Annotated in this window: 9 protein-coding genes; 6 read left to right on the top strand and 3 right to left on the bottom strand. The window is 72.9% G+C overall.

From position 1 onward, the window contains the following. Nucleotides 1–282: 282 nt before the first annotated feature. The 3 genes from IE241_RS11400 (at nucleotide 283) to IE241_RS11390 (ending at nucleotide 5,164) form a co-directional block, all read left to right on the top strand. Nucleotides 283–1,260, top strand: a complete 978-nt coding sequence (locus IE241_RS11400) for an HNH endonuclease (RefSeq protein WP_190021600.1) — start codon at nucleotides 283–285, stop codon at nucleotides 1,258–1,260. A gap of 7 nt (nucleotides 1,261–1,267) precedes the next feature. Beyond that, nucleotides 1,268–4,063 (top strand): SUKH-4 family immunity protein, encoded by a 2,796-nt coding sequence (locus tag IE241_RS11395; RefSeq protein ID WP_190021599.1) that lies wholly within the window; start codon nucleotides 1,268–1,270, stop codon nucleotides 4,061–4,063. A gap of 195 nt (nucleotides 4,064–4,258) precedes the next feature. Then, on the top strand, nucleotides 4,259–5,164 hold the full coding sequence (locus IE241_RS11390) for a coiled-coil domain-containing protein (protein WP_190021598.1): 906 nt from the start codon (nucleotides 4,259–4,261) through the stop codon (nucleotides 5,162–5,164). A 412-nt stretch (nucleotides 5,165–5,576) separates the two neighbouring features. Here IE241_RS11390 and IE241_RS11385 read toward each other — a convergent pair whose 3' ends face one another. Next, on the bottom strand, nucleotides 5,577–7,349 hold the full coding sequence (locus tag IE241_RS11385) for a lytic transglycosylase domain-containing protein (RefSeq protein WP_190021597.1): 1,773 nt from the start codon (nucleotides 7,347–7,349) through the stop codon (nucleotides 5,577–5,579). Between the two features lie 119 nt (nucleotides 7,350–7,468). After that, on the bottom strand, nucleotides 7,469–9,265 hold the full coding sequence (locus IE241_RS11380) for an MFS transporter (protein ID WP_190021596.1): 1,797 nt from the start codon (nucleotides 9,263–9,265) through the stop codon (nucleotides 7,469–7,471). Nucleotides 9,266–9,625: 360 nt separating this feature from the next. Between IE241_RS11380 and IE241_RS11375 the strand changes: the two genes are divergently transcribed. Both IE241_RS11375 and IE241_RS11370 read left to right on the top strand, forming a co-directional pair. Then, a complete protein-coding gene (locus IE241_RS11375; RefSeq protein ID WP_190021595.1) occupies nucleotides 9,626–10,414 on the top strand; it encodes an ABC transporter ATP-binding protein in 789 nt (262 codons plus the stop codon). After that, complete coding sequence (locus IE241_RS11370) at nucleotides 10,411–12,984, top strand: ABC transporter permease (RefSeq protein WP_190021594.1); 2,574 nt, start codon at nucleotides 10,411–10,413, stop codon at nucleotides 12,982–12,984. The genes IE241_RS11375 and IE241_RS11370 overlap by 4 nt, the downstream gene beginning before the upstream one ends. A gap of 74 nt (nucleotides 12,985–13,058) precedes the next feature. On the opposite strand, the gene IE241_RS11365 is transcribed toward IE241_RS11370, so the two are convergent. Further along, on the bottom strand, nucleotides 13,059–13,649 hold the full coding sequence (locus IE241_RS11365) for a Uma2 family endonuclease (protein WP_229899128.1): 591 nt from the start codon (nucleotides 13,647–13,649) through the stop codon (nucleotides 13,059–13,061). Between the two features lie 169 nt (nucleotides 13,650–13,818). On the opposite strand from IE241_RS11365, the gene mfd reads away from it, so the two are divergent. Next, nucleotides 13,819–17,349, top strand: coding sequence for a transcription-repair coupling factor (gene mfd, locus IE241_RS11360; RefSeq protein ID WP_190021593.1), 3,531 nt, complete (start codon nucleotides 13,819–13,821; stop codon nucleotides 17,347–17,349). Nucleotides 17,350–17,358 lie beyond the last annotated feature (9 nt).

Below are 17,358 nucleotides of genomic sequence, written 5' to 3'. Positions count from 1 at the left end.
CCGACCGGTGAGGGCGGCGGCGCAGCGGCCGGGAGGGCTTCACGGGGCGTGACGGCCGGGCCGGCGGCCGGGCGGCGGCGGTGCGGCGGCGGTGCGGGCGGACCGGGGCGCGGTCCCCGCCTTGCGGTACCGCATAGGCTGTGCCGCACGGGGTGTTCTCGGCCATGGGGACACCGGCCGGCCGGGCCGCCCCGTGGCCCGGGCGGGGGTCCGGTGACTCGCGGCGACCGCCGCGTTCGTCGGGGCCTTTCGGAGACACACAGTCAGCAGGGGGCTTCCGCCATGACGACAGGTCGGCTCGGGCAGCAGGCCGCGCCACCGAATGCGGCCTACGCCGGGCAGGTCGTGCACTTCCCGGACCCGGTCCGCGCCAGCCGCTACCCCAAGGGGGTGCGGATGGACGACGAGGGCCATCCGGATTTCTCGCCGTACGCACGGGCCGCCGCGGAGATCGCGGAACCGCCCGAGGGCTTCGGCGTGGACGAGCTGCGGCTGACCGACTACGTGTCGGCGAACGCCGCGCTGCACGCCGCGGGCCACGAACTGTGGGCCAGCCTGCCCTCGGTGGCCACGCCGCACGGCTGGACGTGGCACCACGTCGTGGGCACGCGCCGGCTGGAGCTGGTGCCCGCCGAGGTGAAGGCGCTGCTGCGGCACCACGGCGGGCTGGCGACGGCCGCCGTGGAACAGGACAAGCGCGGCACGCGCCCCCTGCAGGAGACCCGGCCGGTGCACTTCGTACTGCCGCAGCGGGACCTCGCGGTGACGGAGGAGCAGGTCCAGGGCGTCGAGGAGGACCTCGGCTACCGCCTGCCCGGCGCGTACCGGGCGTTCCTGAAGGCCGCGGGCGGGTGCGCGCCGGTGGGCGCCGCGCTGGACGCCGAGCTGGGCCTGCTGATCGACCAGCCGTTCTTCACCGTGCGCGACGAGGCCGCCGTGAACGACCTCGTCTACGTCAACAAGTGTCTGCGCGACCACTTCACCAAGGACTACCTGGGCGTCGGTTTCGTCCAGGGCGGTGTGCTCGCCGTCAAGGTGAAGGGCGAGGCGATCGGTTCGGTGTGGTTCTGCCCCTACGACGACGCGCGCGACCAGGACGGCTGGACGGTGCAGGAGCGGGTGGAGCGGCTGCTGCTGCCCTGTGGTGAGGACTTCGACGTGTTTTTGTCGCGTTTGGCGGGTGGTCCGCCGGAGCTGGAGACGGTCGCCGGCCTGATGGTGGACGGCGGCTTCGCCTATGCCGTCCCGGTGGAGGGGTGAGCGCGCAGTGGTGACGTTCGCGCAGGCGCAGGAGCGCGGTGAGCGCTGGGCCAACGGTGACGTGCCGGCGTACCTGCACCGGGAGGTGCGGGTCCGCGAGTTCGACCTGGGCTTCGTGGTGTGGGCCGAGGACCGCGAGGACGGTCCGACGTCGGACGGCGGCCGGGTCCGGCTGGTGATCGCCCGGGACAGCGGCGAGACGACGCTGTGGCCGGCGCTGCCGGTCGGCGAGGTCATCCGGCGCTACGAGGAGGAGTACGGGGCCGTGGCCGTGGAGGAACCGGAACCGTCGGACGCGCCGCCGAAACGGGTGGACCTGAACGCGACGTCGTTCCTGCTGAGCCCGCCGCAGTGGCTGCAGGACGCGGCCGACGCGATGGGGATCCCGGACCGCAGGACGGACGGGGGGACTTCGGGCGGTACGTCCGGCGGTGCGTCTGACGGTGCGTCCGGTACGTCCGACACGTCCGGGGGCTCGGCTGCGGCGGCGCGTTCGGGGGCGTCCTCGGATGCGTCGCAGGGTGGGCCGGTGCTTGTGGTGCCGCCTGCGCCGGCGCCGGTTGCTCCTGCTCCGGTTGCGCCTGCTGCGCCGGGCGCGTCGAGCGTGCCGAGTGAGCCGGTTGCTCCTGCGGCGTCGGCTGCTCCTGCCGCCCCTGCCGCCCCTGCCGCCCCTGCCGCCCCTGCTGCGCCTGCTGCGCCTGTGGTGCCGCCTCCGCCTCCGCCCTCTCCCGAGCCCGCCCCCGCTGCGGCATCCGGGGATCCCGAGTCCGCCGCCACGCCGTGGGCCGTGGCGGACACGCACACCGCGGAGGACGACGACGACCGCTCGGTCGGCCTGCCCGCCACGGTGCTGGCGCCGGCCCTGTCGGGAACGGACGAGGACGACACGCCGCCGCCGGGTGTCGGTCCGGAGGCGAAGACGGCCCTGATGGCGTCGGGCAGCGCGCTGCCGAGGACGGCGATCGCGCCCGCGATCGACGACCTGCCGGCGGGCGGGGGAGCGAGCGGCGCGCCCGGTGCGGGCGGTGCCGGCGCGGGCGCGGGTGCGCCTGTTCCGCCGCCCCTCGGTCCCGGTGCGCCCGGGGCTCCGGTCCCGCCGCCTCCGGGGCCGGGTGCCGGTGCGCCTTACGTGCCGGGGCAGCCCGGTGCTCCGGTGCCGCCCGGCGCGCCCGGTGCCGGTGCTCCGCAGGGGCCGGGCGGTCCGGGTGCCGGTGCGCCCATGCCGCCGGCGCCTCCCGCCGCTCCCGGCGCCCCTGGTGCCGCCGCTGCTTCCGCTGCCCCCGGGATTCCCGGTCAGCAGCAGCCGGGTGCGGGCGGTCCCACGCCGCCCGGTGCTCCCGGTGCGCCTGCCGCCCCCGGCGGCGGGGTGCACCACGCCGCGACGATGCTCGCCAGTCCCGGTACGCCGGGCATGCCCGGCGCCGCGCCTGCCGCGCCCGGCGCCCCCGTACCGCCTGCCGCGCCCGGTCAGCCCACGCCGCCGCCCGCCGGGCCCGGCGGGGTGCACCACGCGGCGACCATGCTCGCCAGCGCACCCGGCGGACCGGCGGCCCCTGGGGCTCCGGGCGCTCCCGGTGCTCCCGGTGCTCCCGGTGCGCCGGGTCAGCCTCCGGCCGCCCCGGGTCGCCCGGGCACGCCGCCGCAGGGCCCGGGCACGCCGCCCGCGGGCCCCGGTGGGGTGCACCACGCCGCCACCATGCTCGCGAGCCCCGGCGGGCCCGGCATGCCCCCGGTGCCGCAGGGCCCGGCCGCCCCGCAGGGCCCGGGCCCTGCGGCCCCCGCCCCGGCGTACGGCTACCCCCAGGCGCCCACCGGTCTCCCGACCGTCGGCCCGGGCTACATGGCGGTCCTGCGCTACCGTGCGCACGACGGTTCCGAGCAGCAGCTCATCCGGCGCAGCGCGCCGGGCACGCCGCACCCGGAGTGGCAGATCCTGCACGAGCTGATGGCGCTGAACGTGCCGCGCGAGCAGGTGCTGGAGCTGCACACGGAGCTGGAGTCCTGCGACGGCCCGGGCGGTTACTGCGCCCGTATGGTGCGGGAGAACTGGCCGCAGGCGACGGTCAGTCACACGGCCCCGTACGGCCGCGACCTCGCCACGCGCCAGCAGGGCGTCCGGCACCTGATAGAGCATCAGGGCGAGCTGCACCAGGTCGCCGACGGCCCGGCCCGCCCGGCGCCGAACCGGGTGCCGCTGCCGCACCCCGGCCAGGTGCAGCAGGCGCCGCCGGTCGGCCCGGACGTGATCGCCCGGGAGCTGGCCGAGTCCTTCGGCCCGCAGGGCGTGTTCCGGTTCGAGCAGCGCGCGGTGTCGCGCCAGGGCGTGCCGGACGTCGTCGCGCAGACGCTGGTGTGGGCGGGCGTGCCCGTGGACTGCGGGCCGTTCTTCTGGGGCCAGGCGCAGCCGGGCCGGCCGGTGCCGACGCTGGCGGAGCTGGCGGCGGAGCGGCGCGTGCAGGCGGCGCCGGACGCGGGCTCGTACCTGGTGATGGGCACGGACTTCGGCAAGCAGCTGTGCGTGCAGTACGGCACGGCGCACATCGTGGCGGTGCCGCTGGAGGCGGGGCCGGGCGGTTCGTCCGTTCCGCCGCAGTTCGTCAACACGAGCCTGCCTCAGTTCGTTCGCTCTTTGGCGCTGCTCGGGAAGATGTGGCGCTGGCGCTACGGGTTGACGCCCGAGCAGGCGGGCCGCTGGACGGTGGATTTCCAGGAACAGCTGATGGCGCTGGACAGCGCCGCGTTGGCGTCGCCGGAGAACTGGTGGTCGGTGCTGGTGGAGCAGATGTGGGACGGCCTGTTCTAGCCACGGCGGCCGGGCGCCTGCGGCGCGGGGCGTCCGATCCGGGATGAGGGTCGGACGCCCCGTGTCGTAGGTTGGCGCATCCTTGACACAAGAAGCGGGCGGAGTGTCGCGTCATCGGCACTTCCCGTGGTCCGGGGATGATGTGCGCCAGACTGCGTCACATACCGGACATCCGGGATATAAGGGGCTTCAAGGATGAGTGCATCGGTGTCTCCCGACGGTTTCGCCGTCGTACGGGGCCGGGGTTACCGGCCCGAGCAGGTGGATCGCGCTCTCGCCGAGTTCGCGCGGCAGCGGGACGCGGCCTGGGAGCGGGTGGCGCGGCTGACCGTACTCGCGCGCGAGATGGAGGAGGAGGCCCAGCGTCTCGGGCAGGTGGTGGCGCAGCTCCCGCCGCAGACGTACGAGTCCCTCGGCCAGCGGGCGCAGGGCCTGCTCCTCACGGCCCAGGCCGAGGCCGCCGGGCTGCGGGAGCGGGCCGAGGCCGCGGCCGCCGAGATGATGGACGCGGCGGAGGCGCACGGGCGGGCCGTCCGCGACGCCGCCCACCACGAGGCGACGGCCCTGCGCGCCGAGGCCGACGAATGGGCGCGGCAGGCCCTCGTCGCCGCCGAGACCGTCGCCGACGACGTCGTGGCCGTCGCGCGCCGGGACGCCAAGCAGCGGCGCGAGGACGCGGCGGCGGCGCTCGCCGAGATGCGGGAACGTACCGCCGCCGCGCTCGCCGAGCAGGAGAAGGACCACGCCGAGCGCTGGGAGACCGCGGGGCGGGAGATCGCCGAGCGGGAGGCCGCGCTCGACACGCGCATCGCGGCGATGGAGGAGTACGCGCGCAACACCCTCGCCGAGGCGCAGCGGCGCTACGCGGAGGCGGAGGAGGCGGCGCGGCACGGGCAGGAGGACGCGGACGCGCAGGGCGCGGCGCTCATCGCACAGGCGCGGGTGCGGGAGGAGCGGGTCGTCCGGGACGTGGAGCGGATCCTCCGCGAACACGAGGAACGGCGCGAGGAGCTCCGCGCCCACATGGCCCACGTCCGCCACAGCCTGGCCGCCCTGACGGGCAAGCCGGTGGCGGAGGACCTGGGCACGGGCGACGCGTAGCCGCCTGCGCGGCGGGCCCCCGACGGTCAAGGGTGCCCGCACCCTTGAATCCGCCGCGGCGGTGCACAGCCACGACGGTGGGGTCCGGCGGTGCCGTCCCGGACGGAGGCGAGTTCGGCACCGCCGAGTACCGCCGCTGTGGCTGATCGCCGTTGCGGCGGGGTGAAGGATGCGGGCTGCATCCTTCACCTGGCCGCAGGCCGACGCCGCCCTGTTGGCAGGTCAAGGGTGCGCACCCTTGAATCCGCCGCGGCGGCGCGCAGCCACGACGGTGGGGTCCGGCGGTGCCGTCCCGGACGGAGGCGAGTTCGGCACCGCCGGGTTCCGCCGCTGTGGCCGTTCGCTGTTGCGGCGGGGTGAAGGATGCGGGCTGCATCCTTCACCTGGCCGCAGGCCGGCGCCGCCCTGGCGGCTACGCGGTCGGCTTCGGTGCCGGAGGCGTGGGCGTTGCCGGGGGCGTCGTCGGCGGCGTCTGGGTCTGTGTCGCGACCACCGTCAGGTGGACGGTCTCCACCTTCCCGTCAGCCGTCTCCAAGCGGAGCATGTACGCGCCGGCCTTGTCGTCCGCCAGCAGCTTCGGGAGCGTCAGGACGCCGTCCTTGTCCGTCGTGCCCGCCTTCACGATGCGTACCGGCTTGCCGTCGGTGCCCTTGAAGTAGGGGCCGCCCTCCTTGGGGACGGTCTCGCCGTCGGTCTTGGTCACCGACACGGTGACGACCGCACCGATCACGTCCTTGCCGTCCTCGCCGAGGACCTTGAACTGGATCCGGTCGGGGAACGCGCTGTTGCGCTCGGCCTTCAGCTTGGAGCTGTCCACGACGACGATCTGCTTCGCCGCCCGCACCTTGACCATGCCCGCCCAGCCGACCGCCGGGATGTCCCGGCCGACCACCGTCGCGGTCAGCGTGACCTTGCCGCCCTTGAGCCCGGCCACGACACGCGGCGCGGTGGCCGTGCCGTCCTTCGCCGTGGAGACGGTGATCGTGGTGGAGCCGTCCGCGAAGGCGGCCTCGGCCCCGGCCTCGCCGCCGATCTCGAACCGTACGCGGGCGTCCGCCACCGGCTTGCCGGACTTGTCCCTGGCCACGACGCGGGCCTGCTCCTTGAACGCCTCGCCGGCGTAGGCCTCCCAGACGCGGCTCTCGCCGACGCGCTCCAGGCGGCTCGCGGGGGCCGGCGGGACGGGCTTGTTGTCGCCGCCACCGGGCTTGTCGTTCCCGCCGTTCGGCGGCGGGGTCGGCTTTGAGGGCGAGGGCGAGGGCGAGGACGGGGTCGGCTTGGAAGGAGGCGTCGGCTTCGACGGCGGGACCGGCTTCGACGTCCCGGGCGTCTGAGGAGCCGTCGGAGTCCGGTCCCCCGGAGGTGTGTTGCCCGACGGCGTCCCCGGAAGGTCCGGCAGGGAGGGCACGTTGCCCTCCTTGTACGCGCGCATCCAGGACGTGACGGCGTTCACGTAATCGCGCGAGGGGTTGTAGCTGAGGATCGCCTTGTCGAGATCCGCGGCGCTGTTCATGTCCTTGCCGCCCGCGCACAAATACTTGGCGGTGCCGAGCGCCGCGTCGTAGATGTTGTTGGGGTCCTTCTTGCCGTCGCCGTTGCCGTCGGCGCCGTAAAGCGCCCAGGTGGACGGGAGGAACTGCGTGGGGCCGACGGCCTTGTCGTAGACCTTGTCGCCGTCGAGTACGCCCCCGTCGGTGTCCTTGACGAGGGCGAAGCCGTTGCCGTTGAGCGGCGGGCCGAGGATCGGCTTGTCCGTGGTGCCGTCGGACGTCATGCGGGTGCCCTGGTAGGTCCCGTGGTGCGTCTCCACGTTGCCGATGCCGGCTATGAGCTCCCACGGCATGTGGCAGTTCGGCATGTCGGCGGCGGCGCGCTGGGCGGCCTTGCGGTAGGCGTCCAGGGCGGTCGCGGGGATGCCCGTGGCGGCGTCCTTGGCGTCGTCCTTGCCTTCGCCGCGCGCGCCGGGCAGGCCGGCGGGCCCCTTCGGTCTGAGGTCGGGCAGCGTGAGGTTGGGGGTGCCGTGCGGCAGGCCCTGCGGGTTCTTGGGGTCCTTGGCGGGGTCGTCCGCGTCCGCGGTGTTGTGCGCGGGGCTGACGCCCACCGCAGCCGTCAGGCTGGCTACGAGCAGGGCCGTGCACAGACCCTGCCGGGAGACGCTGGCAGCGCGCGTAGGGAGAATCTTCACGATGCTGCTTCCTTCGGAGACCTGCGGCCCGTGCGAAGGGGGTGCACGACTTCCCCCCTCGGCCATGACCCCGAACACTAATTCCCTGTGGCCCCAATTGTCTTGCCGGGTGCACGCCTTCACGTATTATTCGCCCTTCGTTCCCCCTCAACTCCCGCCTCTTTGCCCGTTTCCTGGTATTTGTCCGCGGCGGATTCCGCAGGGGAGTCCCCCGCGTGCACGGGGAACTGCCGTGGCGCCAGGGTCAGAAGGGCCAGCAGCGCCAGTCCGGCCGCACCGGCGGCTCCCAGATAGACGTGGTCGACCGCCGCGGAGACGGCCTGCCGTAGATATCCGGCCGCTTCCGCCGTGAGGGACGTGCTCGCGTGCTCCAGGGCGCGTGAGACGGAGTCGAGGTCCGTGGGCAGCCCGGGCCGTACGGAGGCCGGGGCGTCCGCGAGGCGCGCGGCGAGCGTGCCGTTGGCGACGGCCCCGAAGAGCGCCGCCCCGACGCTCTGCCCCACCTGCCGGCAGAAGAGGATGGACGCGGTGGCGGTGCCCCGCTCCGCCCAGCCCACCGACGACTGCACGCCCACGATCAGCGGCAGCTGGAACAGGCCGAGCGCCGCACCGAGCGCCAGCATCACCAGCGCCGGCTGCCAGGCGGCACCGGGGTGCGGCAGAAGCGGGAACGACAGCAGGATCAGCGCGCCCAGGCTCATGCCCAGGGCCGCGCAGTTGCGGAACCCGATGCGGTTGTAGACGCGGCTGCTGAGGGCGGCGGAGATCGGCCAGCTCAGCGTCATCACGGACAGCACGAGCCCGGCGGCGATCGGGCCCAGGCCGAGGACGGCCTGGGCGTACGTCGGCAGGAAGACCGTCGGCGCGATGATCAGCAGCCCGAGCGCGCCGAAGGAGAGGTTGACCGCGCAGATGGAGCGGCGGCGCCAGACCCAGCCCGGAATGACCGGCTCGGCGGCGCGCCGCTCGACGGCGGCGGTCACGGCCGCGCACACCGCGCTGCCCGCGAAGAGCGCGAGGGAGGGCGCGGAGAGCCAGGACCAGGCGACGCCGCCCTGCACGAGCGCGCAGAGCAGCAGGCCGCCGCAGGCGAAGACGCCGAGCGCGCCGGGCCAGTCGACACGCGCGCGCGGGCGCGCGTGGGCGTCGGTGCTGCCGGTCCCGGTACCGGCAGCACCGATACGGGTACGGGCCGCGGACTCGTGGAGGTGACGCTTGATCAGCCAGAAGGCGACCGCGCCGACCGGCAGGTTGATGAGGAAGATCCAGCGCCAGTCGGCGTACCCGGCGAGCACGCCGCCGAGCGCCGGCCCGGCCACCGCGGCGGTGGCCCAGACCGTCGACAGCCTGGCCTGGATCCTGGGGCGCTCCTTGAGCGGGTAGAGGTCGGCGGCGACCGTCTGCACGGTGCCCTGGAGGGCGCCGCCGCCGAGGCCCTGCAGGACGCGGAAGGCGATGAGCGCGGGCATGCTCCAGGCGGCGGCGCACAGGGCCGAGCCGAGGAGGAAGAGGACGATCCCGGCCAGGAGTACGGGCTTGCGGCCGAAGGTGTCCGAGAGCTTGCCGTAGACGGGGAGGGTGACGGTGACGGCGAGGAGGTAGCCGGAGAAGAGCCAGGAGAAGACGGTGAAGCCGCCGAGGTCCGCGACGATCTGGGGGACGGCCGTGGAGACGACGGTCCCGTCGAGGGCGGCGAGCGCCATGGTGAGCATGAGCGCGGCGACGACGGGCCCGCGGCGGGCGCCGCTGCCGTCCTCGCTCCTGCTGCCGTCCCCGCTCCCGCCGCCGCCCTTGCCGGGTATGTCCCCGTCCTTGCCGGGCGCGCCTCCGCCCTTGCCGCGTGTGCGTGTGCCGTCGCCCGTGTCGTCGCCCGTGCCGCCTGTGCCGTCGCCTGTGCCGTCGCCTATGCCACCCATGCCGCCCCCCGAGGTCGTTTCCCCTTGCACGCAATCGTCGGTCAGGGTCTCACTTGAGCCTTACGCAGCGGGAGGGTGCATGCTCGGGTTCCGTTCAACCCCGAGAAGAGCGGTCCCTGCGGCGCCGGAACCCCTAGGGGTCGTTCCGGGCTTTCTCCTGCTCCTCCCGCCACCCGGTTCGTACCGCAGGGGGAGGAGCCGGGGACCTGCGCTGCCTAGCCTTTTCGAGGGCGGCCGGAGAGGGCGGTGGTGGGGCTAACCCCACCTCGGATACACGGACGAGCACCATCGCCCCGGGCCCCCGCCTTCCAGCAGGCTGTGGACCGTACCCCCTAGTGAGCACGTTTTAGGAGACCCACCGTGACAACGGCTGTATCGATTCCCAAGACCGGGGGCAGTGGAGGACATGCGGCCGTCGCGGCGAGGGCCCGCCAGGTCGTCAAGGCGTACGGGTCCGGCGAGACCCGCGTCACCGCCCTCGACCACGTGGACGTGGACATCGCCCGCGGGCAGTTCACGGCCATCATGGGCCCCTCCGGCTCCGGCAAGTCGACCCTGATGCACTGTCTGGCGGGCCTCGACACCGTCACGTCCGGCCAGATCTTCATCGACGAGACCGAGATAACCGGGCTCAAGGACAAGAAGCTCACCCGGCTCCGCCGCGACCGGATCGGCTTTATCTTCCAGGCGTTCAACCTGCTCCCGACGCTCAACGCGATCGAGAACATCACGCTTCCCATGGACATCGCCGGCCGCAAGCCGGACAAGGCGTGGCTGGACCGCGTCGTGGAGACCGTGGGCCTGGCCGGGCGCCTCAAGCACCGCCCCAACCAGCTCTCCGGCGGCCAGCAGCAGCGCGTCGCCGTGGCCCGCGCCCTCGCCGCCCGCCCCGAGATCATCTTCGGTGACGAGCCGACCGGAAACCTCGACTCGCGCGCCGGCGCCGAGGTGCTGGGCTTCCTGCGCCGCTCCGTGGACGAGCTGGGCCAGACCATCGTCATGGTCACCCACGACCCCGTGGCCGCCTCCTACGCCGACCGCGTGCTCTACCTGGCCGACGGCCGGATCGTGGACGAGATGTACAGCCCCACCGCCGACGCGGTGCTGGAGCGCATGAAGAACTTCGATGCGCGGGGACGGGTGTCGTGACCGTCCTCAAGACCTCCCTGCGCAACTTCCTCGCGCACAAGGGCCGCATGGCGCTCTCCGCCGTCGCGGTCCTGCTGTCGGTCGCGTTCGTGTGCGGCACGCTCGTCTTCACCGACACCATGAACGCCACGTTCGACAGGCTCTTCGCCAACACCGCCGCCGACGTCTCCGTCGGCCCGAAGAAGAACGACGACGCGCAGCAGACCGGCAGGCCGGAGACCGTCCCGGCCTCGCTGCAGGCGAAGCTGGCCAAGGTCGAGGGCGTCGCCAAGGTCGAGCCGTCGGCCGACAGCCAGCAGCTGACCGTCGTCGACGGCAAGAAGAAGAGCCTCAGCCCGACCTCCGGCGCCCCGACCGTGGGCGTCAACTGGGACGAGAGCCAGAAGAAGTCCGTCGAGATCACCAGCGGCCACGAGCCGCACGGCCCGGCCGAGACCGTCCTCGACTCCGACACCGCCGACAAGCACGGCGTGAAGACGGGCGACACGCTCCGGGTGATCGCCGCCCCGGGCGACTTCTCCGTCAAGGTCGTCGGCATCGCCACGTTCAAGACCACGAACCCCGGCGCGGCCCTCTTCTACTTCGACACCCCGACCGCCCAGGCCAAGCTCCTCGGCACCACGGACGGGTTCAGCGGCTACGGGCTGACCGCCGTCTCCGGCGTCAGCGACGAGCAGCTCAAGGAGCGGGTCGCCGCCGCCCTCGGTTCCTCCGCGGACGACTACGCCCTGCGGACCGCCGCCGAGAGCAAGGAAGAGAACAAGAAGGACGTCGGCTCCTTCCTGGACGTCATGAAGTACGCGCTGCTCGGCTTCGCCGGCATCGCCGTCCTCGTGGGCATCTTCCTCATCGTCAACACCTTCTCCATGCTGGTCGCCCAGCGCACCCGGGAGATCGGCCTGATGCGGGCCATCGGCTCCAGCCGCCGGCAGATCCTGCGCTCGGTGCTGGTGGAGGCCGTGCTGCTCGGTGTCGTCGGCTCGGTCCTGGGCATCGGCGGCGGTGTCGCCCTTGCGGTGGGGCTGATGAAGCTCATGGGCTCCATGGGCATGAAGCTCGACATGAGCGAGCTGACGATCAAGGCCGCGACGCCGGTCGTGGGCCTGGTCATCGGTGTCTTCGTCACCGTCCTCGCGGCCTGCCTGCCGGCCTTCAAGGCCACCCGGATCTCCCCGATGGCAGCCCTGCGCGACGCCGGCACCCCGGCCGACGGCAAGGCCGGCAAGGTGCGCACCGTCATCGGCCTGGTGCTGACCGCCGCGGGCGGGCTGGCGCTGGTCGCCGCCGCCAAGGCCGACGACGCCGCGGCGGGCTCGGGGATGCTCGGCATCGGCGTCTTCCTCACCCTCGTCGGCTTCGTGGTCGTCGGCCCGCTGCTCGCCGGGTTCGTCGTCCGCGTGATCAGCGCGATCGTGCTGCGCGCCTTCGGGCCCGTCGGCCGGCTCGCCGAGCGCAACGCGCTGCGCAACCCGCGCCGCACGGGCGCCACGGCCTCGGCCCTGATGATCGGCCTCGCGCTGGTCGCCGCCCTGTCGGTGGTGGGCTCCTCGATGGTCGCCTCGGCCACGGACCAGCTCGACAAGTCGGTGGGCGCGGACTTCATCGTCCAGACCGAGAACCAGCAGCCGCTGAGCCCGGCCGTGGTCAAGGCGGTCAAGTCCGCGGGCCACGTCGGGCACCTCACGGAATACACGTTCGTCAACGCGAAGATCACCACCCCGGACGGCAAGACCGCCACTCAGCGGCTGTCCGCGGTGACCCCCACCTACGCCGACGACGTGCGCGCCGAGACGGTCAAGGGCAACCTCAAGGACGCCTACGCCAAGGACGCCATGTCCGTACCGGAGGGCTTCGCCAAGGACCACGGCGTCAAGGTGGGCGACCGGCTGAAGGTCGCCATGGTCGACGGCAAGACCGCCCAGCTGACGGTCAAGGCCGTCACCTCGGACGACACCAGCATCGACAAGGGCGCGATGTACACCAACATCGCCACCGCGCGGAGCTACCTCCCGGCCGACAAGATGCCGCTGGACTTCATGCTCCTGGCCAAGGCCGCCGACGGGCAGACGAAGGACGCCGCGGCCGCGCTCAAGGCGTCGGTCGAGGAGTACCCGCAGGTCAAGGTCCGCGACCAGTCCGACTACAAGAAGCTCATCCAGGACCAGGTCGGCCAGCTGCTCAACATGATCTACGGCCTGCTGGCCCTCGCGATCATCGTCGCGGTCCTGGGCGTGGTGAACACCCTGGCCCTGTCGGTGGTCGAGCGCACCCGGGAGATCGGCCTGCTGCGGGCGATCGGCCTCTCGCGCCGCCAGATGCGCCGCATGATCCGCCTGGAGTCGGTGGTCATCGCCCTCTTCGGCGCCCTGCTGGGCCTCGGCCTCGGCATGGCCTGGGGCACCACGTCCCAGAAGCTGCTGGCCCTCCAGGGCCTCGGCGTCCTGGACATCCCCTGGCCGACGATCACCGCGGTCTTCCTGGGCTCGGCGGTGGTGGGCCTGCTGGCCGCGCTCGTCCCGGCGTTCCGGGCGGGCCGGATGAACGTCCTGAACGCCATCGCCACGGACTGACCTCCGGTCGGTGGGAAAACGGCCCGGCCTGGACGCGTCACGGGGGTGCGCGTCCGGGCCGGGTGCGTTTTCGTTCAGGACGGGAAGATCGACTTGAGGTCGATGTCCACGGGGAAGGGAACCTCGGCGCGGAAGCGGTCGGTGTGCACGGCGCCCTCGGGGCGGCTGGCCGGCTTGTAGACGCCGGTCGGATGGTCCAGCCAGAACTCATGGACGATCGGGAAGTTGTCCTCGCCGCGCTCTACGCGCCAGTAATGAGGAATGCCTGCCTCGGCGTACATCGCGGGCTTACGGAAGCGGTCGTCGGACCGTGAGCCGTGGGACACGACCTCGACGGCCAGGGACACCGAGTCGACGGGCACGCACTCCAGGGCGAAAAAGTCGAGACCGGTGCGGTCGTAGACGATGACATCCGGTTTGGGCGGGTTGTACTCGTCGATCAGGACGCAGCGCTCCGCCTCCGCCTCGTACGGATCCTGGCGGGCCTGGTCAAGTTGCACGTACAGCCTGTTCCGCACCCTGTCGTGCCAGTGATTCGTCATCCCCCGGGGCACGATCACTCCATCCACGAGTTCCCAGTCGAACGGCAGATCCAGGCCTTTGACCTGGTCATACGTCCAGCCGCTGGACGGCGCGTGCATCCAATCGATGGGATCGGCGGTCACGTGGCACCTCCCTTGCTGTCGTCTGTCTCACAGCGTAGCGGCGGGCCGCCCCGGGCGAATCGTTCCGGCGGTGGCTGTCGGCACCCCGTCGTAGGCTGGGTCCCACACCCGGCCTGTACCACACGCGTCGGGCCATTCGCGTTGTCACCCCGGGACGGAAAAAGCCTCCATGAGCCTGCACGGTCTGCTCGACGCCGTCGTCAATGATCCGGCGCTCGCCGAAGCGGTGAAGGCCGCGGCCGACGGCAACCGCCCGCACGTCGACCTCGTCGGCCCGCCCGCCGCCCGCCCCTTCGCCGTGGCCGCGCTCGCTCGGGACGCCGGGCGGCCCGTCCTGGCGGTGACCGCCACCGGCCGTGAGGCCGAGGACCTGGCGGCGGCCCTGCGTTCGCTGCTGCCGCCGGACGGCGTCGTGGAGTTCCCGGCCTGGGAGACGCTGCCGCACGAGCGCCTCTCGCCCCGTTCGGACACCGTCGGCCGCCGCCTGGCCGTGCTGCGCCGCCTTGCGCACCCGAGCAAGGACGACCCGGCGGCAGGGCCGGTCAGCGTCGTCGTCGCGCCGATCCGGTCCGTGCTGCAGCCGCAGGTCAAGGGGCTCGGCGACCTGGAGCCCGTAGCCCTGCGCTCCGGGCAGAGCGCGGATCTCGGCGAGGTCACCGAGGCGCTGGCCGCGGCCGCGTACGCCCGCGTCGAACTGGTCGAGAAGCGCGGCGAGTTCGCCGTCCGCGGCGGCATCCTCGATGTCTTCCCGCCGACCGAGGAGCACCCGCTCCGCATCGAGTTCTGGGGCGACGACGTCGAGGAGATCCGCTACTTCAAGGTGGCCGACCAGCGCTCCCTGGAGGTCGCCGAGCACGGCCTGTGGGCGCCGCCCTGCCGCGAGCTGCTGCTGACCGAGGGCGTACGGGAGCGGGCGGCGGCCCTGGCGGAGGAGCACCCGGAGCTCGGCGAGCTCCTCTCCAAGATCGCCGAGGGCATCGCGGTGGAGGGCATGGAGTCCCTCGCCCCGGTCCTGGTGGACGAGATGGAGCTGCTGCTGGACGTGCTCCCGGCCGGCGCGATGACGGTCGTGTGCGATCCGGAGCGCGTGCGCACCCGCGCCGCGGACCTCGTCGCCACCAGCCAGGAGTTCCTGCAGGCCTCCTGGGCGGCCACGGCCGGCGGCGGCGAGGCCCCCATCGACGTCGACGCCGCCTCCCTGTGGGGCATCGCGGACGTCCGCGACCGCGCCCGCGAGCTCGGCCAGATGTGGTGGTCGGTGAGCCCCTTCGCAGCCGGCGAGGAGCTCGACGGCGACACCCTCAAGCTCGGCATGCACGCCCCGGAGACCTACCGCGGCGACACCGCCCGCGCGCTCGCCGACACCAAGGGCTGGCTGGCCGACGGCTGGCGCACCGTCTTCGTCACGGAAGGCCACGGCCCCGCGGCCCGTACGGTCGAGGTCCTCGGCGGCGAGGGCATCCCCGCCCGCCTGGACGCCGACATCGCCGAGCTCTCCCCGTCCGTCGTCCACGTCTCCTGCGGCAGCATCGACCACGGCTTCGTCGACCCCGGCCTGAAGCTCGCCGTCCTCACCGAGACGGACCTGTCGGGCCAGAAGTCCGTCAGCAAGGACATGGGCCGCATGCCGGCCCGCCGCCGCAAGACCATCGACCCGCTCACGCTCCAGGCCGGCGACTACATCGTCCACGAGCAGCACGGCGTCGGCCGCTACATCGAGATGGTGCAGCGCACCGTCCAGGGCGCCACCCGCGAGTACCTCCTGGTGGAGTACGCGCCCGCCAAGCGCGGCCAGCCCGGCGACCGCCTCTACATCCCCACCGACCAGCTGGAGCAGGTCACCAAGTACGTCGGCGGTGAGGCCCCCACCCTGCACCGCCTCGGCGGCGCGGACTGGACGAAGACCAAGGCGCGCGCCAAGAAGGCCGTCAAGGAGATCGCCGCCGACCTGATCAAGCTCTACTCCGCGCGCATGGCCGCCCCCGGCCACACCTTCGCCCCGGACACCCCCTGGCAGCGCGAGCTGGAGGACGCCTTCCCCTACGCGGAGACGCCCGACCAGCTCACCACCATCGCCGAGGTCAAGGAGGACATGGAGAAGTCCGTCCCCATGGACCGCCTGATCTGCGGCGACGTCGGCTACGGCAAGACGGAGATCGCGGTCCGCGCCGCCTTCAAGGCCGTGCAGGACGGCAAGCAGGTCGCGGTGCTCGTGCCGACCACGCTGCTGGTGCAGCAGCACTTCGGCACGTTCTCCGAGCGGTACGCACAGTTCCCGGTGGTCACCAAGGCCCTGTCCCGCTTCCAGACGGACGCCGAGGCCAAGGCCGTCCTGGAGGGCCTGCGCGACGGCTCGGTCGACATCGTCATCGGCACGCACCGCCTCTTCTCGTCCGAGACGAAGTTCAAGGACCTGGGCCTCGTCATCGTCGACGAGGAGCAGCGCTTCGGCGTCGAGCACAAGGAGCAGCTGAAGAAGCTGCGGGCGAACGTCGACGTCCTGACGATGTCCGCCACGCCCATCCCGCGCACGCTGGAGATGGCGGTCACCGGCATCCGCGAGATGTCGACCATCACCACCCCGCCGGAGGAGCGCCACCCGGTGCTGACCTTCGTCGGGCCGTACGACCAGAAGCAGATCGGCGCCGCGATCCGCCGCGAGCTGCTGCGCGAGGGCCAGGTCTTCTACATCCACAACCGGGTCGAGTCCATCGACCGGGCGGCCGCGCGGCTGCGCGAGATCGTGCCGGAGGCGCGGATCCAGACCGCGCACGGGCAGATGGGCGAGAGCCGGCTGGAGCAGGTCGTCGTCGACTTCTGGGAGAAGAAGTTCGACGTGCTGGTCTCCACGACGATCGTCGAGTCCGGCATCGACATCTCCAACGCCAACACGCTGATCGTGGAGCGGGGCGACAACTTCGGCCTCTCGCAGCTGCACCAGCTGCGCGGACGCGTCGGCCGTAGCCGCGAGCGCGGCTACGCCTACTTCCTCTACCCGCCGGAGAAGCCCCTGACGGAGACCGCCCACGAGCGGCTCGCCACCATCGCCCAGCACACCGAGATGGGCGCCGGCATGTACGTGGCGATGAAGGACCTGGAGATCCGCGGCGCGGGCAACCTCCTCGGCGGCGAGCAGTCCGGCCACATCGCGGGCGTCGGCTTCGACCTCTACATCCGCATGGTCGGCGAGGCCGTCGCCGACTACCGGGCCTCCCTGGAGGGCGGCGCGGAGGAGGAGCCGCCGCTGGAGGTGAAGATCGAGCTGCCCGTCGACGCCCACGTCCCGCACGACTACGCACCGGGCGAGCGGCTGCGCCTGCAGGCGTACCGCGCGATCGCCTCCGCCAACAGCGAGGAGGACATCCGCGCCGTCCGCGAGGAGCTCACCGACCGCTACGGCAAGCTGCCCGAGCCCGTGGAGAACCTCCTGCTGGTGGCGGGCCTGCGGATGCTCGCCCGCGCGTGCGGCGTCTCCGACATCACCCTGCAGGGCTCCAACGTCCGCTTCGGCCCCGTGGAGCTGCGCGAGTCCCAGGAGCTGCGCCTGAAGCGCCTCTACCCGCGCACGGTCATGAAGCCGGCCACGAAGCAGATCCTCGTGCCCCGGCCGGCGACGCGCCAGATCGGCGGCAAGCCGCTGGTGGGACGGGAACTGCTGGCGTGGACGGGCGAGTTCCTGACGACGATCCTGGGCTCGTAGGAGTCCGGC

Origin of the sequence: Streptomyces hiroshimensis (assembly GCF_014650335.1) — a bacterium.
GTDB classification, from domain to species: Bacteria; Actinomycetota; Actinomycetes; order Streptomycetales; family Streptomycetaceae; genus Streptomyces; species Streptomyces hiroshimensis.
This window is presented reverse-complemented; position numbering and strand designations above follow the sequence as displayed.